Raw genomic sequence first — 24,174 nt, 5'->3', positions numbered from 1 at the left:
CGGCTCAGTTCAGCGGCCGCCAGCCGCGGCCATCGCGAATCTGCAACGGCGCACCTGGCTGATCATCCAGGCGCAGCAGGTGCAACCAACCGTTCTCCACGAGTTCCCGCACCACCTGATGATTGGCGATGACCTGATCGATCATCGCGCATGGTGCGGCGATCACCACGCTCAGGCGTAGCGGGCGGTGCATCCAGCGCTGACCGTCGTGCAGCGATTGCCGCGCCAGGCCGATGCGCAGGTCGCCGCCATTGCCCTCGAACACGCCGATATGGCCGCCCACCACGTTGTGCAGCACCTTGTTGCCGCTGCCGAAGCGCCCGTTGTCGGTGGTCGAGGTCAGGTACTGCAGGTTGATCCAGTGCGCCACTACCATGGGCGCGGTCATGATCTGCTCCAGCACCTTGCCGCCTTCGTCCAGGCGCCAGTCGTAGTCGTGCAGAAAGGCACGTCCCTGCAGATTCAGCCCACGGCTGCGCGACCGTGGCGCAGCAATAAAGGCGGCATTGCCGGCCAACCCCCACTCCGGACGCGTTTGTGACCAGTCATTAGCGCGCCGGTGCAGCGCCTTCAGCAGCCGCTCGGGGTTATCGGCCAGATGCTCCAGGCCCAGAGTCGGCGCGCGCTCCTGACGTACCCGCCGCGCCGCGCCATCCAGTGCCTCGCGCAGGCGCTGCCAGGTTGGCGCGAGTGCCGGCGGCAGCGCCTGAGTATCGAACACCTCTACTTCGTCTGTGGTGGTGTTGTGCAGCCCGGCCAGCACGCGGCACTCGGCGGGCAGCCTGATGCCCTGCCCGACCAGGCCCTGGCGCACCTGCGTATCGGTGAGCAGATCGGCCAGCACCCGGGCATTGATTTCGCCGCTCTGCCCGCAACAGGCGCCGCAGTCCAGGCCGGCGGCCTGAGGGTTGTTGGCGCTCTGGCTACCATGGCCAAGCAGCAGGATCAGTGGCGGAAAGTCCCGGGTCAGGCTCATGACCCGCAGAATATGCGCGGCCATCTCGACCCGCTGCGGGGCCGATTCGAGCGCCAGTACCGGGCGCAAGCGCTGCCACTCGGCAGGTTTCCAGGCCACCCGCTCGGCCGAATGGCCGGCGCCCAGCAGGCCGCAGGTGCGCCCCAGCAGGCTGGCGGCATAACCCAAACCAAGGGACTCGACCAGGCTGAAACCGGAAGCCGGCAAGCGCTCGAACAACCGCCAACGCCCCTGGCGCGTCAGCCGCACCTGGCGGCGTTCGGCCAACTCGGTATCACGGCTAGTATCGCCGCTGCTGTCGCCGACCATCAGTTGCGGGGCCAGCAGACCTGGCAATTGCGGCCGCGTGGCACAGGTGCCCAGCGGTGTATAGGCGATGGGCAGGCCGAAGAAGCCGGCGAAACCACCGGTCTCGACTTCTGGGCAGACCGTCTCCAGGGCGCGGCGCAACGGCTCGGAGCGCACGTCGATACAGAAGTAGACCTTGGCCAGGGGCGCCTGCGTTACCGGTTGCGGCGGCTGAATGCACAACAGCTGCTGCAGCCGCTCCTGCCAGGCCAGCTCCTCGGCACGTTGCCACAGCTGCAGCGCCTGCCAGCTCGATGAGGGCTGCTGAGCGCGGGCGGCCTGCCAGGCACGGCGCCAGTTGTCCCAGCGGCTGCCCGCCTCGCGCCGGCGGTCATCCACCAGCCATTCCCAGCCGGCACGAATGGCCAACAGGTCGAACAGCGTCGCATCGTCGCCACCGCCCTGCCGAGCCTGCCAGCGCTGGTAAGCGCACCAGGATGCCCAACCGAGGTTGCGCAGCAACAGGCAGTCGAACCACTCCTCAAGCTCGTCGGCGCTGAGGCCCAGGCGCTGTACTGCAAGCTCCAGGGCAACTTCGGCCTGCGGCGGCAACTCGGCGATGCGCGCGCTCAGTTCGGGGCAGGCGCTGAGTACGCTCAGCCCGCGATCATCCTGCATGGCCTGGCGCCAGGCCTTGTACAGGCCGCCCTGGCGATTCACATGCCAGTCGGCCTGGCTTTCATCGAACCAGGCGGCGCAACACTGGCCGATCTGCTGGGTGATCAGGGTCGGCCAGCCCGGCAGCGCGATATCGGCGTCGGCCATGTCCTCCAGCAGCGGCAAGCCACGCGCCTCGTCGTCGGCGCCTTGCAAGGCCTGCAGCAGATGCTGAAGCGTCCAGCCACGGGAGTCGCCCTCCAGCGCCTGCTGCAGGTGACGCTCACCAATCGCACCGCTGGTCCAGGCCTGGCGATAGTCCTCGGCGTTCAGGGTCAGCCGGCTGCCGGCGCGGCGCCAGAGTTGCTCGGCCACCTCGGCCCAGCTCTGCTGGCGGCGCTCCCACAACGGGTTGACGGCGATCAGGCGATCCAGCGGCCAGGTCGGTGCGATGCGCTCGCAGGCCCTCGCGGCGGCGGCATGCAGGGTGTCGCGGTCGAGCACGAAGAAGTATTCGATGGCATTCATGGGCGCTCTCCGATAACGGTCAAGGTGGCTTGCTGCGGGCGTTGCGGCAGCGGCCGCACCGGCCACAGGCGAAAGGTCAGACGGGTGAAGTGTTCATCGAGAAAGAAGCCGGCGAAGGCCGCCGGATACAGGCGCCGCGCCAACGCATCTTGCGGCCGCGCGACGATCCACGCCTGCAGCAGGTAGAGCGCGAGGAACAGGCCCAGAGCGAGCACGCTCAGGGCCAGCGGAGCGTCAGGCAGCGGCTCGTGGCTGGCGAGAATCCAGCTCGCGGCCAGGTGCCAGAGCAGATACAGACTCAGCAGCGCCGCCAGCGTGGCAGCGTCGTAGAACGGCTGGCCGCGGCGCAGGCACCAGGGCGCCAGCCCCACGGCGAGAATGGCCAGTGCCTCCAGCGGCAGCGGCTGAGCCGGCACGAAATGGCGCCACAGTTGGTCGAGCAGAACCACGGCCAGCGCCGCCAGCAACAGCGCCAGCAGCAAGGCCGCGAGATTCGGTGCCGGGCGAGCCGGCTGCAGGGCGTGGTGACGCACCTGCAGCACCGTTTCGCCGGAGGCAAGGAAGGCATGGGCCTTGTACAACGAGTGCGCCAGCAGGTGCACCAGCGCTAGCTCGTATAGGCCAAGGCCGATTTCGAGCAGCATGAAGCCCATCTGCGCGCAGGTCGACCAGGCCAGGCGTACCTTGATGCTGATGCGGGTCATCATCACCAACGCGGCGAGCACAGCGGTCAGCCCGCCAATCACCACCAGCAGCGTCTGCGCGACCGGCGCGGCAGACAGCAACGGCGCGAAACGCAGCAGCACGAAACCACCGAGATTGACCAGCCCGGCATGCAGCAGCGCGGAGACCGGTGTCGGCGCCTCCATCACCTGAATCAACCAGCCGTGCACCGGCAACTGCGCCGATTTGAGAGTCACCGTAAGCACCAGCAGCACGGCAGCCAATTGCAGGTCCCAACCCAGAGCGCTGCCCTGCTGCAGGCGCAGCGTCACCTGCTCGGTAACCGCCGCCAGCTCGCTACTACCGGCCGCGCGTACCAGGAGCACACTGGCTACCAGTAAACAGACATCTGCCAGGCGACTGGCGATGAATTTCTTGTGCGCCACCACCAGGGCCATGGGCCGATCGGGGTAGAAGGTCAGCAGTTGGTGCAGGCACAGGCTGGAAACGATCCAGGCGGCCACCAGGGCGTACAGGTCGCGGCTGGTGACCACCAGCGCCACCGCCGCCAGGGTGCCGAGCAAAGCTAGCAAATATCGGCGCTGGCCCGACTCGCCCTGCAGGTAGCGCGCGGAGAACTCGACGATCACCAGCGCCAGCAGGCTGACCAGGCTGGCCATGGCCAGCCCCAGGCGGTCAGCGGGCTGGTCGTCCAGACCAGCCTGTAGCAGCGCCGCCAGCACCAGCGCCACACCAGCTATAGCCGCCAGGCGACCCGCGCACCACAGGCTTTTGGTCAGGCGCGCAGACCACAGGGCGACAGGCACCAGCGCCAGGGCGTACAGCCACGGCAGCCAGGTGGCTAAATAAGAGAGCGTGGGGTACATGAGCGATCTCCAGAGCTAGATAATGGCGGTAGTCTCCGGGAGCGCTTTACTTAATTAAAATAGATTGATAAGAACCAAACATTCGCTTTTAGAGAACCTCGCATGCGCCGCCTGAATTTTCATCACCTGCACTACTTCTGGGCCGTGGCCAAGGAAGGCAACCTGACCCGCGCCGCCCAGACCCTGCACGTGGCGCAGTCGGCGCTGTCGACGCAGATCCGCGCACTCGAGGAGCAGCTCGGCCACGCCCTGTTCATCCGCTCCGGGCGCAACCTGCTGCTGACCGAGGCCGGCCAACTGGTGCTGGATTACGCCGACAGCATCTTCGCCTTGGGCAGCGAGCTGCAGATGACCCTGCAGGGCGCCTTGCAGGCCAATCAACAACTGCGCATCGGCGCGGTGGCAACGCTGTCGCGTAACTTTCAGGAGAACCTGCTGCGTCCCTTCCTGGGCCGTGGCGAGCTGAGCATCGTGCTGGAGTCCGGCGGTCTGAACAACCTGCTGGAGCGGCTGGCGCTGCACAAACTGGACGTGGTGCTAACCAACCAGGCGGTGAGCAGCGACGCTCAGCGTTCCTGGCGCTGTCGCCTGCTGGATCGGCAGAGCGTTTGCCTGGTCGGCCCGCCGCGCGCTGATGGCTTCGACTTGCAGCGCGATCTGCAGCAGGCCCGGCTGATCGTACCGGGGCGCAGCAGCGACATCCGCAGTCAGTTCGATTTGTTCTGCGACAGTCACAGCCTGCGCCCCGACATCTGCGCGGAAGTCGACGACATGGCCATGCTGCGCCTGTTGGCCCGCGACTCCGGCGACATGGCCCTGCTGCCGGCGGTGGTGGTGCAGGACGAGTTGCAGGCCGGTGTGCTGCAGCTGTATGCCGAGATCCCCGAGATCGCTGAGCAGTTCTTCGCCGTCACCCTGCAGCGGCATTTCAACCTCAGCATTCTCGAAGAGCTGCTGGCCTGAACGCGGCTGCCTTACATGCATAGACAAAATCGGTCTGTTCAGCCGGTCGCCAAAGGCTGCACCGAGCCCGCCAAGCTGGCAGGATGAACGCCAACGCTACGCAAGGAGACGAAGCATGACATTTGGCCCTCTGGTAACAACCGACTGGCTGGCGCGCGAAAGCAACACCGCGGACCTGGTGCTGTTCGACGCCAGCACCTACCTGCCCAACGAAGGAAAAAATGGCCGCGAGGAATTCCTCAAGGCGCATATTCCCGGTGCCCGCTTCTTCGATATCGACGCCTTTTCCGACCCCGACACCCCGCTTCCCCACACCCTGCCCTCCCAGGGCCGCTTTGCGCGGCTGGCCGGCGCCGAAGGCGTGGGCAACGACACCCGCGTGGTGGTGTACGACCAAAAGGGGCTGTTCTCCGCCGCGCGCGCCTGGTGGCTGTTTCGCTACTTCGGCCACCAGAACGTCGCAGTGCTCGATGGCGGCTTGCCCAAGTGGCTGGTCGAACAGCGCGCCACCGAAACCGGCGAGCCGGCGGCTGCCCAGCCGCGAAGCTTCCAGGTCAATGTGCACGCCCGCAAGGTGCGCGGCCTGGGTGACGTGCTTGAGGCCATCGAGCGTGAAGACACGCTGATTCTCGACGCCCGCGCCGCCAACCGCTTCGACGGCAGCACCGCCGAAGCGCGCCCAGGTGTCGCCTCCGGGCATATTCCGGGCAGCCAGAATCTGCCGTATAGCCGCCTGTTGCGTAGTGACCACACCCTGCAGCCCGCGGAGACCCTGCGCACCCTGTTCAGCGCATCCGGTGTCGATGGCAATAAACCGGTGATCACCAGCTGCGGCAGCGGCGTTACGGCGGCAGTACTGCTGCTCGGCATGGAAGTGGCCGGTCTGCCGGAAGGCGCGCTGTACGACGGTTCCTGGACCGAATGGGGCAGCCGCGCCGATACGCCGAAGGTTACCGGCGTGGTGTGACGCATAAGCGCCCGCCTCCATGGCGGGCGCTTAGGGCCTGCTTACGATCTTCATGTCGAGCTTTATCTCATGTTGGACTGAAGCGCGGCGGTGGCGGCCGTTCACAATCTTGTGGGAGGGGCTTTAGCCTCGAGCTCTCTACGCCTAGTCAGGCACAATCGAGGCTAAAGCCTCTCCCACAAAAGCGCTGCGCCTACCGTCCGCTTTCACCTTGTAGTTGCCCCAGAAAGATCGGGAACAGCCGCTTACAGCGCGTGAGATTGATACAACTCAGTCAGCGCTTCGCTGCGCAGCTGCGCCAACTGAGGCGAACGACGATCCCGTGGATGCGCCAGCGGCACCGCCAGCTCTCGCTGCAAACGGCTGGGTATACCGCCGAGAATCAGCACGCGATCGCTCAGGTAGAACGCCTCGTCCAGGTCATGGGTGACCAGCAGCACGGCAATCCCGTAGCGGGCAGCCAGCTCGGCCACCAGGTCCTGCAGTTTCATCCGCGTGAAGGCATCCACCGCGCTGAACGGCTCATCGAGCAGCAGCACCTGGGGTTTGCCGTAGAGCGCCCGGGCAATCGCCACACGCTGCGCCTGGCCGCCGGACAACTGCTTGGGCAAGGCGTCACCGCGCCCCTGCAGGCCGACATCACGCAGCAGTTGCTGCACCCACTTGTCCTCGGCGATCCAGCCGTCGGCAAAACCGACGTTCTGCGCCACGCTCAGCCAGGGCATCAGCCGCGGCTCCTGGAACACCACGCCAATGCCGTTGCCGCGCCCGCGCGGCAGGTGCGCGCCGAGCTGCAAATCGCCCTGGTATTGACGGTCCAGCCCAGCGGCGATGCGCAGCAAGGTGCTCTTGCCGCAGCCGCTGGGGCCGAGCAGGCTGACCACCTCGCCGCTAGCGAGGCTCAGGCTGACGTCTTCGAGCACCCGCACATCGGCGAAGGCCTTATGAATGTTCTGTAATTGCAGAAGCGCATTCATGCTCCACCCTCCCCACCCTGATAGCTGTCGCGCCAGCGCAGGGCGCGGTTTTCCCAGGCCTTGAGCAGGCTGTCGCTAAGTTTGCCGAGCATCGCCAGCAACAGGATGGCGGCGATCACCAGATCCGGTCGCGAGGTTTCCCGACCATCGCTGAGCAGGTAACCGAGGCCGCGGGTGGCGGCGATCAATTCGGCGGCGACCAGGAACATCCAGCTCAGGCTCAGCGCGCCACGCAGGCCGGTGAACAGGCTTGGCAGTGCGGCCGGCAAGAGAATGCGGCGCACCAGCGTCAGTGGCGGCAGGCCGTAGAGCTGACCCACTTCCACCAACTTGCGATCGATATTGCGGATACCGGCCAGCAGCGCCAGGTACACCGGAAAGAAGGCACCCAGGGCGATCAGCACGATCTTCGGCGTTTCGTCGATGCCCAGCCAGAGCAGCAACAAGGGCACCCAGGCCAGGCTGGGAATCGCCCGCAGCGCCTGGAACGTCGGCTCCAGATACGCTTCGGCACGCCGGCTCAGCCCGACCCAGGTGCCGATGACGACTGCCAGCGCCGCACCGATCACGAAGCCGGCGCCGACCCGCAGCAGGCTGGCACTCAGATGCCGCCACAGCTCACCGCTCTGCGCCAAGAGGTAGAGCGTTTTGGCCACTTGGCTGGGAGCCGGCATCTGGTGGCTCGGCAACAGGCCCGTGCGCACCAGGGTTTCCAGCAGCGCCAGCAACAGCAGCGGCACCACCCAGCCACGCAGGTCGTTCAGTCGAGGCCGCGAGGTGGGCAGGCCGCGGCTGATGGCGAGACCTAGCGCCCTCATCATCAGTTACCTGCCTTGGCCACAGCGCGAGCGATCACCTTTTCCGCTAGTTGCGGCGTGATCAGCTGATCGACCACCTGAGCAACGTCGGTGCCCGGGCGTACCAGGCCCTCTTCAAGCAGGATCGGAGCCGCCGCCTTCAGCGCATTGATATGTTCGGCGCCGGGCTGCGAGTTGCTGAAGTCGGTACGCGACAGCTGCAGCTTGGCCACTTCCAGTGGCAGCTTGGCTTCATCGGCGAGCAGCTGGGCCAATGCATCCGGGTTGGCAATGGCCCACTGGCGCGCCTGCTCGTAGGCGGCGATGACCTGTTCGATCAGCGCCGGCTGCTGCTTGGCGAAGGTTTCGGTCACGCTGAGCACGCTGTAGCTGTTGAAGTCGCGATTGCGATACAGCAGGCGCGAGCCGGCCTGCAACTCGCTCGAGGCCATTAGCGGGTCGAGCCCGGCCCAGGCCTGCACGTCGCCCCGTTCCAGGGCCACACGACCATCGGGGTGCTGCAGGTGGACGATCTCCACGTCGTTCTTGTTCAGCCCGGCTTTCTGCAGGCTCTGCAACAGGAACAGGAAGGGATCGGTGCCCTTGGTAGCTGCCACCTTCTTGCCCTTGAGGTCAGCCACGGTCTGGATCGGCGAATCCTTGGGTACCACCAGCGCCGTCCATTCCGGGCGGCTGGCCACATAGATGGTCTTGATCGGCGCGCCATTGGCGCGGCTCAGCACCGCGGCCAGGCCGGCAGTAGAAGCGAAATCGGTGCTGCCACCGTTGAGGTATTCCAGCGAGCGGTTGCTGCCCTGGCTGAATACCCATTTGACGCTGATGCCCTGGGGCTCGAGCGCTTTTTCCAGCAAGCCTTGCTGCTTGAGCACCAGGCTGGTGGGGGCGTAGTAGGCGTAATCGAGGCGTACTTCCTTGGGCGGAGCAGCCTGCACAGCAGTCGGCAGCCAGACGGCAAACAGGGCGGCAAGCCCGACACGCAAAGTGGTTTTGTTCATGGTCTTGTTCCTTGTGGATGACACTGGCAAGCCGCTGCCGGCCGCCAGGCCAATGGTGATAACGGACGATCAGAGCAGCGTCAGGGTGTAACTCAGAATCAGGCGATTCTCGTCGGCATCGGTAGCGACGTTGCCGCGCTGGGTCGCGTTGCGCCAGGACACGCCCAGGCCCTTGAGCGGCCCGTCGAGCAGGGTGTAATCCAGGCGCAGATCACGCTCCCACTCCTTGAGGTCGCCATTGGCGGAGTCGACGTTGTCGCCCTTCAGGTAGGCGACGCTGGCCTTCAGGCCCGGCACGCCGAGCTTGGCGAAGTCATAGGCGTACTCGGCGACCCAGGTACGCTCGCCGGCGCTGGCGAATCTGCCGAGCTGGCGGTCGGTGATCAGGTAGGACGACGAGCCGCCGCCCTGGTTGAGGAACGGGAAAGCGCTGTCGCCTTCGACCTGCTGATAGCCAAGGCCGGCGGAATGGCTGCCCAGGGTGTAGGTGAACAAGGCGCTCCAGGTCTGGTTGTCGACCTCGCCGGTGGTCACGCCGTTACCGTAATAGCCGGTACTGGTATAGCCCTGAGCGCGACCAGCCGCGTTGCCATTCTTGCCGTCGGAATTGCTGTCGAAATAGCGCAGGTCACTCTTAAGCGAGCCCGGTCCGATGGCCCAGTTGTGCACCAGCCCGAGGAAATGCTGTTTGTAGAAATCTTCCAGGTTGCCGTAGTAGTACTGCAGCGTCAGGTCCTTGGTGGCCTTCCAGTCGCCGCCAGCGAAATAGAACTTGTTGGTGTCGGCGTCGCCCGAGGCGCCAGCGATACGCAGGCCGATGTCGTCGGTGGAACTGCGGGTCTTGGTGCTTTCCAGTTGGCCGCCGGTCAGGGTCAGGCCGTCGATCTCGCTGGAGGTCACCTGCCCGCCTTCGAAGGTCTGTGGCAGCAGGCGGCCATCGTTGAAGGTCACCACCGGCAGCTTGGGCTGCAGCGTGCCGATACGCACCTCGGTCTTGGACAGCCGCAGCTTGGCGGTCACGCCGGCCTTGCTGTAGTCGTCCACCGCGCTTCCGTCGCTATCGAGCGGGAAAAGCTGGCCCGGGGTGCGATCACGCCCGGTCTTTCCCGCCTTGCCACCGGAATCGAGTTTCACGCCGAGCAGGCCAATGGCGTCGAGGCCAAAGCCGACGGTGCCCTGGGTGAATCCTGAGGCGTAGTTGAAAATGAAACCCTGCCCCCACTCCTGCGCCTCGCCATTGTTGTTGGCGGTGTTCTTGGTGTTGAGGTCGTAATAGAAATTGCGCAGGCCGATGCTGGCCTTGCTGTCTTCGATGAAGCCAGCGGCGCTCGCTTCGGTGGCCAGAGCGGCCAGGGCGACGGCTAATGCCAGGGTGGACTTGTTCATGCTCGATGCTCCAGTGCAGGGGTGTGCTGTTATGAACGGGCACGGCGCAGGAGCTCGACATCACCGACACGAAGACGTTGGCAGAGAGCCCCTGGTTCGGGCCCGATGCGGTGGTCCGCTGTCGGCTGGTGGCTAATTTACGAGAGCCTTGTTAATCCCTAAAAAGAATTATTTTTCACTTTGTAGTAACTATTTTGCATATAAGAAAAGCAGATTCATCGACCTAAGCTAATATCTAAAAATTATTTATTAATTATTTTTTATATCGATTAGCTTCTCGACACCGGACCACCGGACTTCAATCGCTCATTCATGAAGTACGTGTGATCGTCCCCATATGGCCGCCACGCGTTTTTGTCGAGGCCCTGCCATGTCATTGCCGCATTCCCTACACCGCCCCATCACTGCCTTACTCCTGATCCTTGGCCTGGCCGTTGCGCCACTTGCCAATGCCGGCGAACAGCTGCGCATCGGCTACCAGAAATCATCGACCCTGATCAGCCTGCTGAAGAGCCAGGGCACTCTGGAAAAAGCGCTGGCCGATCAGGACGTCACCATCAGCTGGCACGAGTTTCCCAGCGGTCAGCCGCTGCTGGAATCGCTCAATGTGGGCAATATCGACCTGTCCGCGGATGTCGCCGATACCGTGCCGGTGTTCGCCCAGGCAGCCGGAGCCGACCTCGCCTACTTCGCCCAGGAGGCACCCTCGCCTCACGCCCAGGCCATCGTGGTGCGCGAGGATTCACCGATCAAAAGCCTGGCTGACCTCAAGGGCAAGAAGGTCGCCGTCACCAAGGCGGCCGGCGTGCACTACCTGCTGATCGCCGCGCTCGCCAAGGCAGGCTTGAAATTCAGCGACATCGAGCCGGCCTACCTGACGCCCGCCGACGGCCGCGCCGCTTTCGAGAATCGCAAGGTCGATGCCTGGGTGACCTGGGAGCCCTTTCTCAGTGGCGCCCAGCAGCAACTGCCCACGCGCATCCTCGCGGATGGCGAAGGCCTGGCTGACTACCAGCGCTATTACCTGACCAGCGCCAGCTTCGCCAGAAATCACCCGCAGGTGCTGCAGATCGTCTTCGCCGAGCTGGTGAAAACCGGCGACTGGCTGCGCGCCAACCCGCGCCAGGGCGCCGAGGTGCTCGGCCCGCTGTGGGGCAATCTGGATCCCGCCATCGTCGAGAAGGCCAACGCCAAACGCAGCTACCAGGTGCGCCTGGTCAAGCCTGACAGCCTTGCCGAGCAACAGAGGATCGCCGATGCCTTCCTCGCGGCGGGGCTGTTGCCCAAGGCCGTGGACGCCCGCCAGGTGAACATCTGGAGCCCGGCACCATGAGCAGCCAAGCCCTCGCCTACCCCAGCAAGCCGGAAGAACCGCTGTTCGCCGCCCATCTGTTCCCGGCGAATTTCGGCAGCCGCAGCGCCACCGTCGAACGCCTGGCCCGGCAGTTGGCCGCCAGCGCCGTGGAGCGTGACCGCGCCGGCGGCAGTGCACAGGCCGAACGTGAACTGCTGCGCGGCAGTGGCCTGCTGACCCTCGCCGTGCCGCAGCAATACGGCGGCCAGGGCGTGGCCTGGCCGGACATCTATCGCATCGTGCGCTACCTCGCCGCCGCCGACAGCTCGCTCGCCCACCTGTTCGCCTTCCAGCATTTGCAGGTGGCGACCATCCAGCTGTTCGGCAGCCCCGAGCAGCAACGCCACTGGCTGACCCGCACCGTGCAGGAAAACTGGTTCTGGGGCAACGCCACCAATGGCCGCGACGTCGGGCTGCATCTCACCCAGCACGAGGAGCACTTCGAGCTCAATGGCAGCAAGTCGTTCTGCTCCGGCGCCCTGGGCGCCGATGCACTGGTGATCGGCGTACAGCGCAGCAAGAAGCCTGATGACCGAGTATTCATCGTGTTGCCCAGCCAGCGTGAAGGCCTGGCGGTGAATCAGGACTGGGACGGCTTCGGCCAGCGCCAGACCGACAGCGGCACCGTGCAGTTCGAGCAGGTATTCGTGGACAGCAGCGAGTTGCTCGGCCCCGTCGGCCCCAGCCCACGTACCACCCTGCGCTCGTGCCTGTCGCAGCTGATCCTCACCCAGCTCTACCTGGGCAACGCCCAGGGCGCGCTGGACGCCGCGCTGCGCTACACACGCGAGCAGAGCCGCCCCTGGCCGGCCTCCGGCGTGGCCCAGGCCAGTGATGACCCGTTCATCCAGCAACGCTACGGCGAGCTGTGGCTGCGTTATCGCGCCGCGCTGCCGTTGGCCGAACAGGCCGCGCAACGCTTGCAGGGCGCCTGGGAAAAGTCCGCACTCACCGCCGCCGAACGCGCCGAGGTCGCCCTGGCGATCAGCGAGGCCAAGGTGGTGGCAGTACGCGCAGCGCTGGATATCACCAGCCAGATCTTCGAGAACATGGGCGCCCGCGCCACCAGCTCGCGCTACGGCTTCGATCGCTTCTGGCGCAACGTGCGGGTGCACAGCCTGCACGACCCCATCGATTACAAGGTGCGCGACCTCGGTCACTGGCTGCTCAGCGGCCAGGGCCCGCAGCCCTCGCTGTACAGCTGACTGCGCTCGTTACACACGCCGTTCGCCACCGGACCACCGGAGCCTCGATTCCCAGCCACTGCACGCACCTTATCCCGGTGCCGCAGTGCGTACATCCACAAGATGAGGTTCACGTGACCCGTCCGATTACCCTTGAGGACAGCGCCTCCGATCAGGACGTCGCCCCGCCGCTCCAACCCGCCGCCATACTCGTTAGCGATGCCGAGGCCCTGCAGGCCGCCCGCACCCTGGCCCAGGCCGCGCAGGCCGATGTCGTCCAGCGTGACCGGGAGCGGCGCTTGCCGTGGGAGCTGGTGGAGCGCTTCACCGCCAGCGGCCTGGGCAGCATCGCCGTGCCACGCGCTTTTGGCGGCCCGCAGCTGTCATACGTAACCATCGCCGAGGTATTTCGCATCATCAGCGCCGTCGACCCTGCGCTCGGGCAGATTCCGCAAAACCACTTCGGCCTGCTCGGCCTGCTGCACGCCGCTGCCAACCCAGAGCAACAGCAACGCCTGTTCGCCAGTGTGCTGGCCGGCTGGCGCATCGGCAACGGCGGCCCCGAGCGCGGCAGCAAGCACACCCTGGATCTGCGCGCACGCCTGACTCAGCGGGATGGTCGCTGGCTGCTCAGTGGCGAGAAGTTCTACTCCACCGGCGCCCTGTTCGCCCACTGGGTCACCGCCAAGGCGCTGGATGATCAGGGCCGCCCGTGGTTGGCCTTCATCCAGCGCGGCCGACCGGGCCTGCGCATCGTCAACGACTGGTCCGGTTTTGGTCAGCGCACCACCGCCAGCGGCACCTTGCTGCTCAATGAGGTGGAGGTCCATGAGAACGACCTCGTGCCGCTGTGGCCTTTGGCGGACAAACCAAGCATTCAGGGCGCGTTTTCCCAGCTGATTCAGGCGGCCATCGATCTCGGCATTGCCGATGGCGCGATCCGCGACGCCATTGCCTTCGTGCGCGAGAAATCCCGGCCGTGGATCGACGCCAAGGTCGAACGCGCCGGTGACGACCCATACGTGATCGCCGACGTCGGGCGCCTGCATATCGAACTGCATGCCGCCGAAGCGCTGCTGCACAAGGCCGGGCGGGTGCTCGATGAAGTGGCCGCCGCGCCCATCGACGCCGACGGCGCGGCGCGGGCCTCGATTGCGGTAGCCGAAGCCAAGGCGCTGAGCACCGAGCTCAGCCTGCAGGCCAGCGAAAAGCTGCTGGAGCTAGCCGGCAGCCGCGCCACCCTGGCCGAGTTCGGCCTCGACCGCCATTGGCGCAACGCCCGCACCCACACCCTGCACGATCCGGTGCGCTGGAAGTACCACGCCATCGGCGCCTGGCACCTCAACGGCACACGCCCCAACCGCCATTCCTGGATCTGAGCCCATGAACGCCCATACCCAACCTGGCGTGCCGCTGTTGCGCGACGACGCCCAAGCCCTTGCCGTCGCCGAACGCCTGGCTGAACGTTTCTCCGTCGGCGCCGCCGAACGTGACCGCGAGCGGCAATTGCCCCACGCCGAACTGGCGCAGTTCTCTCACTCCGGCCTGTGGGGCATCAGCGTGCCCATTGCCTTTGGCGGGCCGGGCCTGGCCAGCGTCACCGTCGCCAGGGTCATCGCCCGCATCGCCCAGGCCGATGGCTCGCTCGGGCAGATTCCACAAAACCATTTCTATGCCCTGGAGGTGCTACGGGTAAACGGCAGCCAGGCGCAGCAGCGCCGTCTGTATGCCGAGGTGCTGGCCGGCCAGCGCTTCGGCAATGCCCTGGCCGAGCTGGGCACCAAGACCGCGCTGGATCGCACCACACGCCTGACCCGTACCGCCGACGGCTACCGTATCGACGGGCGCAAGTTCTACTGCACCGGCGCGCTGTTCGCCCAGCGCATTCCGACCCTGGCCATCGATGAAGACGGCATTGGCTTCCTCGCCTTCGTGCCGCGCCAGGCCAATGGCGTGCAGGTGATCGACGACTGGAGCGGCTTCGGCCAACGCACCACCGGTAGCGGTAGCGTGGTATTCGACGGCGTAGAGGTGGCGGCCGATGACGTGCTGCCCTTCCAGAGTGCCTTCGAGCGTCCGACCACGGTCGGCCCCTTCGCCCAGTTGCTGCACGCGGCCATCGACACCGGCATCGCCCGCGGCGCCTACGAGGACCTGCTGCACTTCGTGCGGCACAAGTCGCGGCCGTGGATCGATGCCGGGATCGACAAGGCCAGTGACGACCCACTGACCCAGCAGGAAATCGGCAAGCTGCGCGTGCGCCTGGCCGCTACCGAAGCGCTGCTGGAGCGCGCTGGCGAATTCGTCGACCGCGCCCAGGCCGCGCCAGATGCCGACAGCGTGGCCGCCGCATCGATTGCCGTAGCCGAGGCCCGGGCCATCAGCACGGAAACCTCGCTGCTGCTCGGCAGCAAGCTGCTGGAACTGGCTGGTAGTCGCGCCACCCTGGCGGAACACGGCCTCGACCGCCACTGGCGCAACGCCCGCACCCACACCCTGCACGACCCGGTGCGCTGGAAGTACCACGCCATCGGCGACTTCTACCTCAACGATCGCCTGCCGCCGCGCCGGGGGACCATCTGATGGGCAAGCAGATTCTTCTCAACGCCTTCAACATGAACTGCGTCGGGCATATCCATCACGGCCTCTGGACCCACCCCGATGATCAGTCGGTGAACTTCAACCAACTGAGCTACTGGACCGACCTGGCCCAGCTACTGGAACGCGGGTTGTTCGACGGGCTGTTCATCGCCGACATTCTTGGCGTTTATGACGTGTACGGCGGTGGCATCGACCTGCCGCTTCAGGAAGCCATCCAGCTGCCGGTCAACGACCCGCTGCTGCTGGTCTCCGCCATGGCCGGCGTCACCCAGCACCTGGGCTTCGGGGTTACCGCCAACCTCAGCTACGAGGCGCCGTACACCTTCGCCCGCAGGCTCTCTACCCTCGATCACCTGAGTAATGGCCGCATCGGCTGGAATATCGTCACCGGTTACTTGGAAAGCGCGGCCAAGGCCATGGGCCTGAGCCAGCAAGTCGAGCACGACCGCCGCTACGACCAGGCCGACGAATATCTGGAAGTGCTCTACAAGCTGCTCGAAGGCAGCTGGCAGGACGATGCGGTGCTCGCCGACCGCCAGCAGCGCATCTACGCCCAGCCCGGCAAGGTGCACAAGGTGCGCCACCACGGCGAGTTCTATCAGGTCGAGGGTTACCACCTCAGCCAGCCCTCGCCGCAGCGTACACCGCTGCTGTTCCAGGCCGGTTCGTCAGCACGCGGCTCGCGCTTCGCCGGCCAGCACGCCGAATGCGTGTTCATTGGCGGTAATGGCGTCGAGGCGGTGCGCGCCCAGGTCGAGCAGGTGCGGGCCAGCGCCGTGGCGGCCGGGCGCAGGAGCGACGCGATCAAGGTGTTCATGGGCATCGCCGTGATCGTCGCGCCCACCGAAGCCGAGGCCTGTGACAAGCACGCCGAGTACCTGCGCTACGCCAGCCCGGAAGCCGGCATCGCCCACTTTTCCAGCTCCACCGGTATCGACCTGGCGGCCTTCGGCCTCGACGAACCGATCCTGGCGCGCAAGACCAATGCCATCGAATCGGTGGTCAAGACCTTCACCGGCTGGACCAAGCGTCGCCTGCTCGAACAGCACGCCCTGGGCGGTCGCTATCCGGTGCTGATCGGCTCGCCAGGCCAGGTGGCCGATCAGCTCATCGAGTGGATCGACGCCACCGGCCTGGATGGCTTCAACCTCACGCGCATCGTCACCCCACAAAGCTACGCCGATTTCATCGACCTGGTGATTCCCGAGCTGCAACAGCGCAGCCGCTACAAGACCACCTACGCAGACGGCGCCCTGCGCCACAAGCTGTTCGGCCAGGGCCCCAGGCTGCCGGCGGATCACCCGGCTGCCGCCTGGCGCGACCCTGCCCGCCTGCAACACACCAACCCCATCCCCCATGAACTGCGAAACCTCAGCGCCCACGCGTTGAACCTGCTCTGACCCCACAAGGACGCCACCATGCTCAAACCGTTGAAAACCCTGACACTCGCCGCCCTGCTCAGCGCGAGCACCCTGGCCCAGGCCGCACCCGCCCTCAAACTCGGCACCACCGCGGCCTTCGCACCGCCGCTGGAAGTGGCCGTGGCCGAAGCCAAAAAGCAGGGGCTGGATGTGGAACTGGTCGAGTTCACCGACTGGATCGCCCCCAACGTCAGCCTCGCCAATGGCGACATCGACGTGAACTACTTCCAGCACATTCCCTTTCTGGAGAATGCCAAGGCCGAGGGTGGTTACGACCTGGTGCCGGTGGCGCGCGGGGTGATCAACAACGTCGGCCTCTACTCCAAGACGCACAAGGATTTCGCCAGCCTGCCGGACGGCGCCAAAGTGGCCATCGCCAACGACCCGGTCAACGGCGGGCGCGGCCTGCAACTGCTGCAAAAGGCCGGGCTGATCGAACTCAAGCCCGGCGTCGGCTACAAGGCAACCCAACAGGACATCACCGCCAATCCGAAGAACATCCGCATCATCGAACTGGAAGCCGTGCAACTGGTGCGCGCCTATGACGAGGCCGATCTGGTGCAGGGCTACCCGGCCTACATCCGCCTGGCCAAAACCTTCGATCCGGCCTCGGCCTTGCTGTTCGACGGCGTCGACCATCCCGAGTACATCATCCAGTTCGTCACCCAGCCAACGAAGGCGCAGGACGCGCGCCTGCTCAAATTCATCGACATCTATCAGCACTCGCCGGCCGTGCGCGCCGCCCTCGACAAGGCCCACGGCAACCTCTACCAGGCCGGCTGGGAGAGCTGAGATGAGCGGCTTCGATCCCCATCTTCAGCAAGCCGCCGCAGCCAGCCGCATCGCCCAGGCGCACCTGCGCTTCGAGCGCCTGGGCAAGACCTACGAGGGCGCCCAGGGCCCGGTGCAGGCGCTGCACGACATCGAGTTGTCGATCGAACGCGGCGAAGTGTTCGGCATCATCGGCCGCAGCGGTGCGGGCAAATCCTCGCTGCTGCGCACCATCAACCGGCTGGAGCGGCCCAGTAGCGGTCGCGTGTTGATCGACGGCAGCGACATCGCCGGCTATGACGATGATGCCCTGGTGGCGCTGCGCCGGCGCATCGGCATGATCTTCCAGCACTTCAACCTGATGTCCGCCAAGACCGTGTGGCAGAACGTCGAACTGCCCCTCAAGGTTGCTGGCGTGCCGCGCGAAGCCCGCCAGGGCAAGGTGCGCGAATTGCTCGAACTGGTCGGCCTCGAGGACAAGCACGGCGCCTACCCGGCGCAGCTCTCGGGTGGCCAGAAACAGCGGGTGGGCATTGCCCGCGCCCTGGTGCACGACCCGCAGATTCTGCTCTGCGACGAAGCCACCAGCGCTCTGGATCCGGAGACCACCCAGGCGATCCTCGGCCTGCTGCGCGAGATCAACCGGCGCCTGGGCCTGACCGTGGTGCTGATCACCCACGAGATGGCGGTGATCCGCGAGATCTGCGACCGCGTGGTGGTGCTGGAGCGCGGTGAAGTGGTCGAGCAAGGGCCGGTCTGGCAGGTATTCGGCTCGCCGCGCCATGAAGTCACCCGCACTCTGCTGACACCGCTGCAGCATGCCCTGCCGACGAACCTGCAGCAGCGCCTGTACGACTCGCCCGGCGAGCGCGACGATCTGGTGCTGCGCCTGCACTTCGCCGGTACGGGCCTTGAGCCGGATTTGCCGGCACTGGGCGCTGCCCTGGGCGGCCGCGCCACCCTGCTCGACGCCAGCCTGGAACAGATCCAGGGACACGCCGTGGGTCATCTGATTCTGTCCGTCGGCCCGTCAGCCCTCGGTCACGTATCGCTGGTCGAAAACGCCCGCACGCTGGCCGACCATGTGGAGGTACTGGGTTATGTCGCTGCTGTTTGAACGCCTCTGGCAAGGCCTGCTCGACACCCTGCTGATGGTCGGCGTGTCATCCCTGCTCGCCCTGCTGGCCGGCATTCCGCTGGCAGTATTTCTGGTCACCAGCAGCAGGGGCGGCATCTTCGAGGCACCGCGGCTGAACCGGGTGCTCGGCGCCATCGTCAACCTGTTCCGTTCCATCCCGTTCCTGATCCTGATGGTCGCGCTGATTCCCTTTACTCGCCTGGTAGTCGGCACCACCTATGGCGTCTGGGCCGCCGTGGTACCGCTGACCATCGCCGCGACGCCGTTCTTCGCGCGCATCGCCGAAGTCAGCCTGCGCGAAGTGGATCACGGCCTGATCGAAGCCGCCCAGGCCATGGGCTGCCGCCGCCGGCATATCGTCTGGCACGTGCTACTGCCCGAAGCCCTGCCCGGCATCGTCGGCGGCTTCACCATCACCCTGGTCACCATGATCAACTCCTCCGCCATGGCCGGCGCCATCGGTGCAGGCGGCCTGGGCGATCTGGCCTACCGCTACGGCTATCAGCGCTTCGATACCCAGGTGATGCTGACGGTGATCGTCGTACTGGTGGTGATGGTCAGCTTTATTCAGCTGGGTGGGGATCGGTTGGCACAGCGGTTGAACAAGCGGTAAGGAAACAGGTTGTCACTGCAAATGCAAAGCCCCGGATTTCCGGGGCTCTTTTTGTGCCTATGTCGCAGAAATGCGTTACGAGCAATGCGCTTCGCTCAGCCGCAATAGACAGTTGTTGTACGAATCGAGTAGCGTCTCAAACCAGTCGGCTCCCGCACTTGGTCGAGCAATCGAAGCTGCCTATCCATGGTGTATAACCCCCTTATACGCTCATCGATACGCTGAAAGCCCTAGCCTAGACACGCATCGTGAGAGGGACAAGGAATGTTATACACCACGCCCGTCCGGGAAGTTATGCACCAGTTGGTGTCTATTTATAGTTAGGCCTCACAGATGAATTCTCGGCTATCCACAATCGTCCCAGATATTGAAGAAATATTGAATGCTATGCCCCACCCAGAACGCATAGATTTAGCTGCTAGGGCTGTAATGTGGGTTGCGAATGAGTTTGATCTTGATGGCCCAGCTATAGAAAAAGCTATCGAAGAGATGCATCCAGAACGCTTACAAGAAACCTTTAAAGAGCTCGATGAGCGATATTTCGAACTTCAAGAGCTAGGCGATCCAGAGCATCTAACCTGTTTCTCTAAAGCTCGCGGCTATAGCGCGGCAGTATTCTTGGCTCAGGGTAACGTTTACGAAGCGATATACGAGGTAATTGCAGCTACTGATACGCCGCAAAATATTCTGCGCATCCTAAAGAACAAGCCAAGTCGTGAAGCCTAACTAGTGGTTCAAATCGTTCGCTTCGCTCACTGGGACGGGCTAAAGCCCGCCCCTTAACCAAACGTTAGGAGCCATTTCGGTGCCTCTTGCAGTCAATAAACCTGGAGAGCTTGCTGTCGGCCAGTTCTTTGAAAGCTGCTCATTCCACCCGTGCTTATGCTGCGAAGTTGATTCCGCAGGAGTTCAAATCGAAGGCATTTCCCTCATCGATGGAAAAATCCATTACTGCAATATCAGGCACTGCGGGTTACGACTATTGAGCACCGAAGAAGCAATTCAATGGAAATTAAACGGCCCAGCAGATAAAAGCTTGGCCCCTGAACGGCAGTGGTGGTAATGACTCCTAACAAGTCGCTCAAATCGCTCACTTCGTTCGCTGGGACGGCGTTCCGCGGCCCCTTAGCTTAATCGTTAGAGTTTTTGCATATTTTTTGAGTTGACCTATGAGAAAAGAAATTCCGGCTCCAGTGATCGCTGTCCTCTCAGAGAATATGCCCGACTTAGAGAGCCATGCGAGCTTAGACAATCTTTTCTCTTATGCAGAGGCACCCGGCGAGCCACCCGAGGGCTCAAAGCCAGTAAAAGTTCAAGCATGGCTGCGTCGTGTCAATAAAGAAGCTGGTTTCAGGGCGCATAATTGAGCCTTACATGGAGCTTCCTGATATAGAGGAAAACGCGCGCTCAATGTATAGCATGCACGCCGCAGACACTAAAAAGGAATTCAAAAGGAAAATTGAAGCAATATTGTCTCGCCGCAATCTTACATATATTGCTGGCGGCATAATTTCAGATGGTAGTTCAACACCTAGCCGATCATTAGCCGAGTTGATTAAAGATCGAGATATCCCCTCAATCGATGCTGAATTTACTAGGGCCCTTGTCAATGTAAATTCAGAGCCAAGAGAAGCAGTCTCTGCTGCTTGCAATATATTGGAATCTATATTCAAAACGTACATTACTGATGAAAATCTGGAGATGCCTCAAAAGCAGGATCTTCAGAATATTTGGAAGGTAGTCCGCTCTGATCTCGGCTTTGAACCGGGACTGCTACAGGATGACGACCTAAAAAGGATTCTCTCAGGTGTGCTATCAGTTGTTGATGGAATTGGTGCCTTCAGAACTCATGCAAGCTCAGCGCATGGGGAGGGTCGGAAGGTCTACAAACTTAAGCCAAGGCATGCGAGGCTCGCAATCCACTCCGCTCACACGATTGCGCTATTTGTCTTAGAGACGTGGGATGAAAGAAAGCGCCGATAAAAACTCTAACAAATTGTATATGGACTCTCCCCACAAGTAGTGAGCAAAGCTTTGCTTTTGCACCTGTCGTCAGCGCGATTGCATTCGTATACCCGGCCTGTTTTGGGCTTTTGCGCCCTGGCCATTCTGTAGTTCGCGCAGCGGGGGCCAAGCATTCAATCGATCCCTGGGATCATCATTGTTATCGGCCTTGCTCCGCTGCAGGACTCGCCTGTTCCGACAGTGCTGCTGCTCACCACAACCACAAGAAAACCATCACGCCTTCCTGATTACTCCCGCCGTCAGGCGGGTTTTACGCTGTGCCAATTGCCATTGAAGCGCCGCTCGTGGCACCAGACCGTGCCAGTTAGCAGCTGATTGTCCTACTCGCTAAACCTCCTGCAGCCCCCACTCGACCCGATTACGCCCTGCCTCCTTCCCTCGATACAACGCTGCATCCGCCTGCTGCAGAAAGTCATCGAATGCTTGCGCGCTGGTGAAGTACTCCGAGACGCCGATGGTCGCCGTGCAGCGGATCGTTTGGTTGCGGTTGCTACCTGGCACTTCAATGCGCTCTATCGCCCTACGCATGCGTTCTGCCAGCTGCAGAACGCCTGTTTTCTCCGCGTCCAGAGCGATCACCACGAACTCTTCTCCGCCTAATCGGCAGATCAGGTCGCCTTGGCGAGCGGTGGTTTTGAGGGCATCAGCAACGTGGCAGATCACGAGGTCGCCGACTTTGTGGCCGTGGGTGTCGTTGATGCGTTTGAAGTGGTCGATGTCCACGATCAACACATAGGCCGGCGCGGCGGTGCGGGAGCTGAAATGAACCTCCAGCGCCTCGATCAACCCGCGTCGGTTCAGCAGTTGGGTAAGCGGGTCATGGGCCGCCAGGCTGCGCAGTTCATCGGTCAGGCGACGGAGTACCAGCCACACCGCGCAGGGCGGCAGCACGGTCGCCAGGAACGACATGTACAGGTAGAAGATCCTCTGAAAGCCGCTGCTCATGTCCAGCGCCGCCATGCCGCCGCTGAGGATCATCACGAACTTGGCGGCGTTCAACGCGCAGATGCCGCTGATCAATACGGCGAACACGAGCATCTCGACGCACAGATCCTTGGCGAAAGTTCGGCTGCCCACCAGCAACGCGATGATCATGCCTAGGAAAAGCAGTACGCAGGCGCCTGCCAGCAACGCATGGCGCGCTTCATCTCCGAAGAGCCATTGCACCAGCAGTTGCACGGCTGCGTATAGAGCCGCCAGCGTAAGTAGCGAGCGCACAATAGGTGTGGGTCGACCAAAAAAGCGCAGTGCGCCCAGCAAATAGGTAACCGGGGCGCTCAGCGTCAGGATGTGATTGACGACACTCATCAATCCAAAGTCCGGCGGGCCGTCGACCAGCTGCATGATGTAGGCAAGGCCCAGCAGCAGATTGCCGAGCGCAAACACGTCCATGCCCATTTTCTTGTCGGCGAGCCGGGTGCTGATCAGCAGGAACATCACACTGAAACACAACAGATACACGCAGAGCATGCCGAGGATGACGGTGGTAATCATGGGTTTCGCGCAGGTAAAAGGGTGCAATTGGAGCCGAATATGGCGGGCAGCACAGCGCGATCCCTGGAGCCCCTAGGCGCTAGCAGCCTGGCTAGTATAGCCATTTGATATTGCAGGCCGTAGCGAGGAACTGAGGCAAATGCAGTCCCTATGGCAGCACACGGGAGAAAGTCGATCCGATGGGGAGCGTAAAACGGGATAATGGGTCGATACATTACGCCCACAGCCTGCCAGCAAGTGGCAGCAGCAAACCGGGCGCTACTCCGAACCAGCCAAACGAAGAGGATCTATGGGCCAGCGCCAAACCCAGATACTGAAGCAAGACCTGAAAGCCGTTGCCGAAGACCTGCGATGGGTATCCGTCGACCTGCTCAAGGTGGCGGAGAAGCTGCGCGGCACCGAAAACGAGGCCGATGCCTGGGCCATTCTGCGTATGGTCGGCGTGCTGACCAACGATGAGGACCGCCTCAACAAATACGCCAGCGAGATCAAAGCCGGGCGGATCGTGCGCTCAAAAGCCTGAGCAGTTTTACGCCCAGCAACGAGCCAAATAAAAACGGCCCAGCCCGAATAGGCTGAGCCGCTTGCCTAAACGTCGCTAGCTGTCAGTCCAGCGCGCCGTTGAAGACTTCGTAGATGATGCCGGTGGCCACCGCAACCAGGATCAGGTCGACGCCCGCCTGCATCCATTCATAGCCGTCATAGCGAGGCAGTTGCCCGAGCAGCCGGCCGTCGAGCTTCTTGGCGATACCAGGCGGAAGCGGCTTGCCGCGCGCCAGGTTCTTTTGAATGCCCGGTGGCAGCGAGGGGCCAGGCGACCAGTAGGATCGATTGCCCTGCACAATGCTGAGGATGCCGCCGCGATCGATCGAAGGGCCGCCGTATCGGGCATCCTTCGGCCCACTACCCTGATTACCCTGCCCCTGGTGATGCTGGCCTTTGCCATTACCCTGCCCGTGCCCCTTGCCGTTACCCGGATCGGCCGAGGCAAGGCATGGCGCCGCGGCCATGGCAATCGAAACCACTGTGCTGGTAAGCAGACGTGAATTAGCCATTTCGATGTTCCTTTCAATAGCGGGGAATCCCAGCACTGTAGACGCCCGGGGCGCCATAAGTTACGAAGCGCTACATCTACTCGAACCGGCGCCCCGGCACCTGAAGGACGCCGGATGCATCAGGTAGCCTGGGAGGTATTGAGCTGGTTCAAGGTCAGCAGCGATCTGGCCGACTCGCTACTGATCACCGGCGTGTCATCCGGGCTTTCCTCGCGTTGCAGCTGCAGGAAGGCGCGAAACTGCTCGGTCGGTATCGGCGCTGCGCTGCGCTGGAACCAGGCGCCTTCGACTCGATACAGACCACAGGTTCGGCAGTCGCATGCCGCGTAGGTACCGGTTTTGGAAATCAGCCAGGCGTCGTCACCACAGATAAAGCATCTCACTACTGTCACCTCGTCGACATGCGTGGGAAA

General features: G+C 63.5%; 22 protein-coding genes. 13 read left to right on the top strand and 9 right to left on the bottom strand.

The features are described from left to right. Window positions 1-4: 4 nt before the first annotated feature. Both FB481_RS20965 and FB481_RS20960 read right to left on the bottom strand, forming a co-directional pair. Window positions 5-2,449: a YbcC family protein gene (locus tag FB481_RS20965; protein ID WP_147177620.1), complete on the bottom strand. Its 2,445-nt coding sequence runs from the start codon at window positions 2,447-2,449 to the stop codon at window positions 5-7. Next, window positions 2,446-3,999: an NADH-quinone oxidoreductase subunit L gene (locus tag FB481_RS20960; RefSeq protein WP_147177619.1), complete on the bottom strand. Its 1,554-nt coding sequence runs from the start codon at window positions 3,997-3,999 to the stop codon at window positions 2,446-2,448. The genes FB481_RS20965 and FB481_RS20960 overlap by 4 nt, the downstream gene beginning before the upstream one ends. Before the next feature lie 102 nt (window positions 4,000-4,101). Between FB481_RS20960 and FB481_RS20955 the strand changes: the two genes are divergently transcribed. Then, a complete protein-coding gene (locus tag FB481_RS20955; RefSeq protein ID WP_147177618.1) occupies window positions 4,102-4,962 on the top strand; it encodes a LysR family transcriptional regulator in 861 nt (286 codons plus the stop codon). Window positions 4,963-5,077: 115 nt separating this feature from the next. Then, on the top strand, window positions 5,078-5,929 hold the full coding sequence (sseA, locus tag FB481_RS20950) for a 3-mercaptopyruvate sulfurtransferase (RefSeq protein ID WP_147177617.1): 852 nt from the start codon (window positions 5,078-5,080) through the stop codon (window positions 5,927-5,929). Window positions 5,930-6,174: 245 nt separating this feature from the next. Here sseA and FB481_RS20945 read toward each other — a convergent pair whose 3' ends face one another. The 4 genes from FB481_RS20945 to FB481_RS20930 all read right to left on the bottom strand — a co-directional run bounded on the left by FB481_RS20945 (window position 6,175) and on the right by FB481_RS20930 (window position 10,105). Next, window positions 6,175-6,906, bottom strand: a complete 732-nt coding sequence (locus FB481_RS20945; RefSeq protein WP_147177616.1) for an ABC transporter ATP-binding protein — start codon at window positions 6,904-6,906, stop codon at window positions 6,175-6,177. Further along, complete coding sequence (locus tag FB481_RS20940) at window positions 6,903-7,724, bottom strand: ABC transporter permease (protein ID WP_147177615.1); 822 nt, start codon at window positions 7,722-7,724, stop codon at window positions 6,903-6,905. Before FB481_RS20940 ends, FB481_RS20945 begins: the two co-directional genes overlap by 4 nt. 2 nt (window positions 7,725-7,726) lie before the next feature. Beyond that, a complete protein-coding gene (locus tag FB481_RS20935) occupies window positions 7,727-8,719 on the bottom strand; it encodes an aliphatic sulfonate ABC transporter substrate-binding protein (RefSeq protein ID WP_147177614.1) in 993 nt (330 codons plus the stop codon). A 69-nt stretch (window positions 8,720-8,788) separates the two neighbouring features. Beyond that, window positions 8,789-10,105 (bottom strand): OprD family porin, encoded by a 1,317-nt coding sequence (locus FB481_RS20930; protein WP_147177613.1) that lies wholly within the window; start codon window positions 10,103-10,105, stop codon window positions 8,789-8,791. A 370-nt stretch (window positions 10,106-10,475) separates the two neighbouring features. Between FB481_RS20930 and FB481_RS20925 the strand changes: the two genes are divergently transcribed. From FB481_RS20925 to FB481_RS20880, 10 genes are all read left to right on the top strand, one after another. Then, complete coding sequence (locus FB481_RS20925) at window positions 10,476-11,438, top strand: aliphatic sulfonate ABC transporter substrate-binding protein (protein ID WP_147177612.1); 963 nt, start codon at window positions 10,476-10,478, stop codon at window positions 11,436-11,438. Beyond that, window positions 11,435-12,664, top strand: coding sequence for an acyl-CoA dehydrogenase family protein (locus tag FB481_RS20920; RefSeq protein ID WP_147177611.1), 1,230 nt, complete (start codon window positions 11,435-11,437; stop codon window positions 12,662-12,664). The genes FB481_RS20925 and FB481_RS20920 overlap by 4 nt, the downstream gene beginning before the upstream one ends. Window positions 12,665-12,777: 113 nt before the next feature. Continuing rightward, a complete protein-coding gene (locus FB481_RS20915; RefSeq protein ID WP_147177610.1) occupies window positions 12,778-14,022 on the top strand; it encodes an SfnB family sulfur acquisition oxidoreductase in 1,245 nt (414 codons plus the stop codon). A 4-nt stretch (window positions 14,023-14,026) separates the two neighbouring features. Next, entirely contained in the window at window positions 14,027-15,226 is a 1,200-nt protein-coding gene (locus tag FB481_RS20910) for an SfnB family sulfur acquisition oxidoreductase (protein ID WP_147177609.1), read from the top strand. Next, the gene (locus FB481_RS20905) at window positions 15,226-16,644 is read left to right on the top strand and encodes an LLM class flavin-dependent oxidoreductase (RefSeq protein WP_147177608.1); all 1,419 of its coding nucleotides are present in this window, start codon (window positions 15,226-15,228) and stop codon (window positions 16,642-16,644) included. Before FB481_RS20910 ends, FB481_RS20905 begins: the two co-directional genes overlap by 1 nt. Before the next feature lie 18 nt (window positions 16,645-16,662). After that, window positions 16,663-17,457, top strand: coding sequence for a MetQ/NlpA family ABC transporter substrate-binding protein (locus FB481_RS20900; protein ID WP_147177607.1), 795 nt, complete (start codon window positions 16,663-16,665; stop codon window positions 17,455-17,457). Between the two features lies 1 nt (window position 17,458). Further along, the gene (locus tag FB481_RS20895; protein WP_147177606.1) at window positions 17,459-18,553 is read left to right on the top strand and encodes a methionine ABC transporter ATP-binding protein; all 1,095 of its coding nucleotides are present in this window, start codon (window positions 17,459-17,461) and stop codon (window positions 18,551-18,553) included. After that, window positions 18,537-19,187, top strand: coding sequence for a methionine ABC transporter permease (locus FB481_RS20890; protein WP_178109911.1), 651 nt, complete (start codon window positions 18,537-18,539; stop codon window positions 19,185-19,187). The genes FB481_RS20895 and FB481_RS20890 overlap by 17 nt, the downstream gene beginning before the upstream one ends. A gap of 333 nt (window positions 19,188-19,520) precedes the next feature. After that, window positions 19,521-19,913 (top strand): hypothetical protein, encoded by a 393-nt coding sequence (locus FB481_RS20885; RefSeq protein WP_147177605.1) that lies wholly within the window; start codon window positions 19,521-19,523, stop codon window positions 19,911-19,913. A 648-nt stretch (window positions 19,914-20,561) separates the two neighbouring features. Further along, window positions 20,562-21,170: an abortive infection family protein gene (locus tag FB481_RS20880; RefSeq protein ID WP_256662783.1), complete on the top strand. Its 609-nt coding sequence runs from the start codon at window positions 20,562-20,564 to the stop codon at window positions 21,168-21,170. Window positions 21,171-21,539: 369 nt separating this feature from the next. Here FB481_RS20880 and FB481_RS20875 read toward each other — a convergent pair whose 3' ends face one another. Further along, window positions 21,540-22,706 carry a GGDEF domain-containing protein gene (locus FB481_RS20875; RefSeq protein WP_147177604.1) on the bottom strand — a complete coding sequence of 389 codons (1,167 nt, stop codon included), beginning with the start codon at window positions 22,704-22,706 and terminating at the stop codon, window positions 21,540-21,542. A 289-nt stretch (window positions 22,707-22,995) separates the two neighbouring features. On the opposite strand from FB481_RS20875, the gene FB481_RS20870 reads away from it, so the two are divergent. Next, on the top strand, window positions 22,996-23,229 hold the full coding sequence (locus FB481_RS20870) for a hypothetical protein (protein ID WP_027905504.1): 234 nt from the start codon (window positions 22,996-22,998) through the stop codon (window positions 23,227-23,229). Between the two features lie 82 nt (window positions 23,230-23,311). On the opposite strand, the gene FB481_RS20865 is transcribed toward FB481_RS20870, so the two are convergent. After that, window positions 23,312-23,761: an anti-virulence regulator CigR family protein gene (locus FB481_RS20865; RefSeq protein WP_093504500.1), complete on the bottom strand. Its 450-nt coding sequence runs from the start codon at window positions 23,759-23,761 to the stop codon at window positions 23,312-23,314. Between the two features lie 119 nt (window positions 23,762-23,880). Beyond that, window positions 23,881-24,144 carry a hypothetical protein gene (locus FB481_RS20860; RefSeq protein WP_093504498.1) on the bottom strand — a complete coding sequence of 88 codons (264 nt, stop codon included), beginning with the start codon at window positions 24,142-24,144 and terminating at the stop codon, window positions 23,881-23,883. Between the last annotated feature and the right edge of the window lie 30 nt (window positions 24,145-24,174).

The organism is Pseudomonas sp. AG1028, assembly GCF_007993955.1.
GTDB lineage: Bacteria > Pseudomonadota > Gammaproteobacteria > Pseudomonadales > Pseudomonadaceae > Aquipseudomonas > Aquipseudomonas straminea.
Note: the sequence above shows the minus strand (reverse complement) of the source record. Positions and strands in the feature narration are given on the sequence as shown.

Excerpts from the sequence above, each read along its gene's own strand:
- FB481_RS20965 (WP_147177620.1), bottom strand. The coding sequence starts at position 2,449 with ATGAATGCCATCGAATACTTCTTCGTGCTCGACCGCGACACCCTGCAT.
- FB481_RS20960 (WP_147177619.1), bottom strand. The coding sequence starts at position 3,999 with ATGTACCCCACGCTCTCTTATTTAGCCACCTGGCTGCCGTGGCTGTAC.
- FB481_RS20955 (WP_147177618.1), top strand. The coding sequence starts at position 4,102 with ATGCGCCGCCTGAATTTTCATCACCTGCACTACTTCTGGGCCGTGGCC.
- sseA (WP_147177617.1), top strand. The coding sequence starts at position 5,078 with ATGACATTTGGCCCTCTGGTAACAACCGACTGGCTGGCGCGCGAAAGC.
- FB481_RS20945 (WP_147177616.1), bottom strand. The coding sequence starts at position 6,906 with ATGAATGCGCTTCTGCAATTACAGAACATTCATAAGGCCTTCGCCGAT.
- FB481_RS20940 (WP_147177615.1), bottom strand. The coding sequence starts at position 7,724 with ATGAGGGCGCTAGGTCTCGCCATCAGCCGCGGCCTGCCCACCTCGCGG.
- FB481_RS20935 (WP_147177614.1), bottom strand. The coding sequence starts at position 8,719 with ATGAACAAAACCACTTTGCGTGTCGGGCTTGCCGCCCTGTTTGCCGTC.
- FB481_RS20930 (WP_147177613.1), bottom strand. The coding sequence starts at position 10,105 with ATGAACAAGTCCACCCTGGCATTAGCCGTCGCCCTGGCCGCTCTGGCC.
- FB481_RS20925 (WP_147177612.1), top strand. The coding sequence starts at position 10,476 with ATGTCATTGCCGCATTCCCTACACCGCCCCATCACTGCCTTACTCCTG.
- FB481_RS20920 (WP_147177611.1), top strand. The coding sequence starts at position 11,435 with ATGAGCAGCCAAGCCCTCGCCTACCCCAGCAAGCCGGAAGAACCGCTG.
- FB481_RS20910 (WP_147177609.1), top strand. The coding sequence starts at position 14,027 with ATGAACGCCCATACCCAACCTGGCGTGCCGCTGTTGCGCGACGACGCC.
- FB481_RS20905 (WP_147177608.1), top strand. The coding sequence starts at position 15,226 with ATGGGCAAGCAGATTCTTCTCAACGCCTTCAACATGAACTGCGTCGGG.
- FB481_RS20900 (WP_147177607.1), top strand. The coding sequence starts at position 16,663 with ATGCTCAAACCGTTGAAAACCCTGACACTCGCCGCCCTGCTCAGCGCG.
- FB481_RS20895 (WP_147177606.1), top strand. The coding sequence starts at position 17,459 with ATGAGCGGCTTCGATCCCCATCTTCAGCAAGCCGCCGCAGCCAGCCGC.
- FB481_RS20890 (WP_178109911.1), top strand. The coding sequence starts at position 18,537 with ATGTCGCTGCTGTTTGAACGCCTCTGGCAAGGCCTGCTCGACACCCTG.
- FB481_RS20885 (WP_147177605.1), top strand. The coding sequence starts at position 19,521 with ATGAATTCTCGGCTATCCACAATCGTCCCAGATATTGAAGAAATATTG.
- FB481_RS20880 (WP_256662783.1), top strand. The coding sequence starts at position 20,562 with ATGGAGCTTCCTGATATAGAGGAAAACGCGCGCTCAATGTATAGCATG.
- FB481_RS20875 (WP_147177604.1), bottom strand. The coding sequence starts at position 22,706 with ATGATTACCACCGTCATCCTCGGCATGCTCTGCGTGTATCTGTTGTGT.
- FB481_RS20870 (WP_027905504.1), top strand. The coding sequence starts at position 22,996 with ATGGGCCAGCGCCAAACCCAGATACTGAAGCAAGACCTGAAAGCCGTT.
- FB481_RS20865 (WP_093504500.1), bottom strand. The coding sequence starts at position 23,761 with ATGGCTAATTCACGTCTGCTTACCAGCACAGTGGTTTCGATTGCCATG.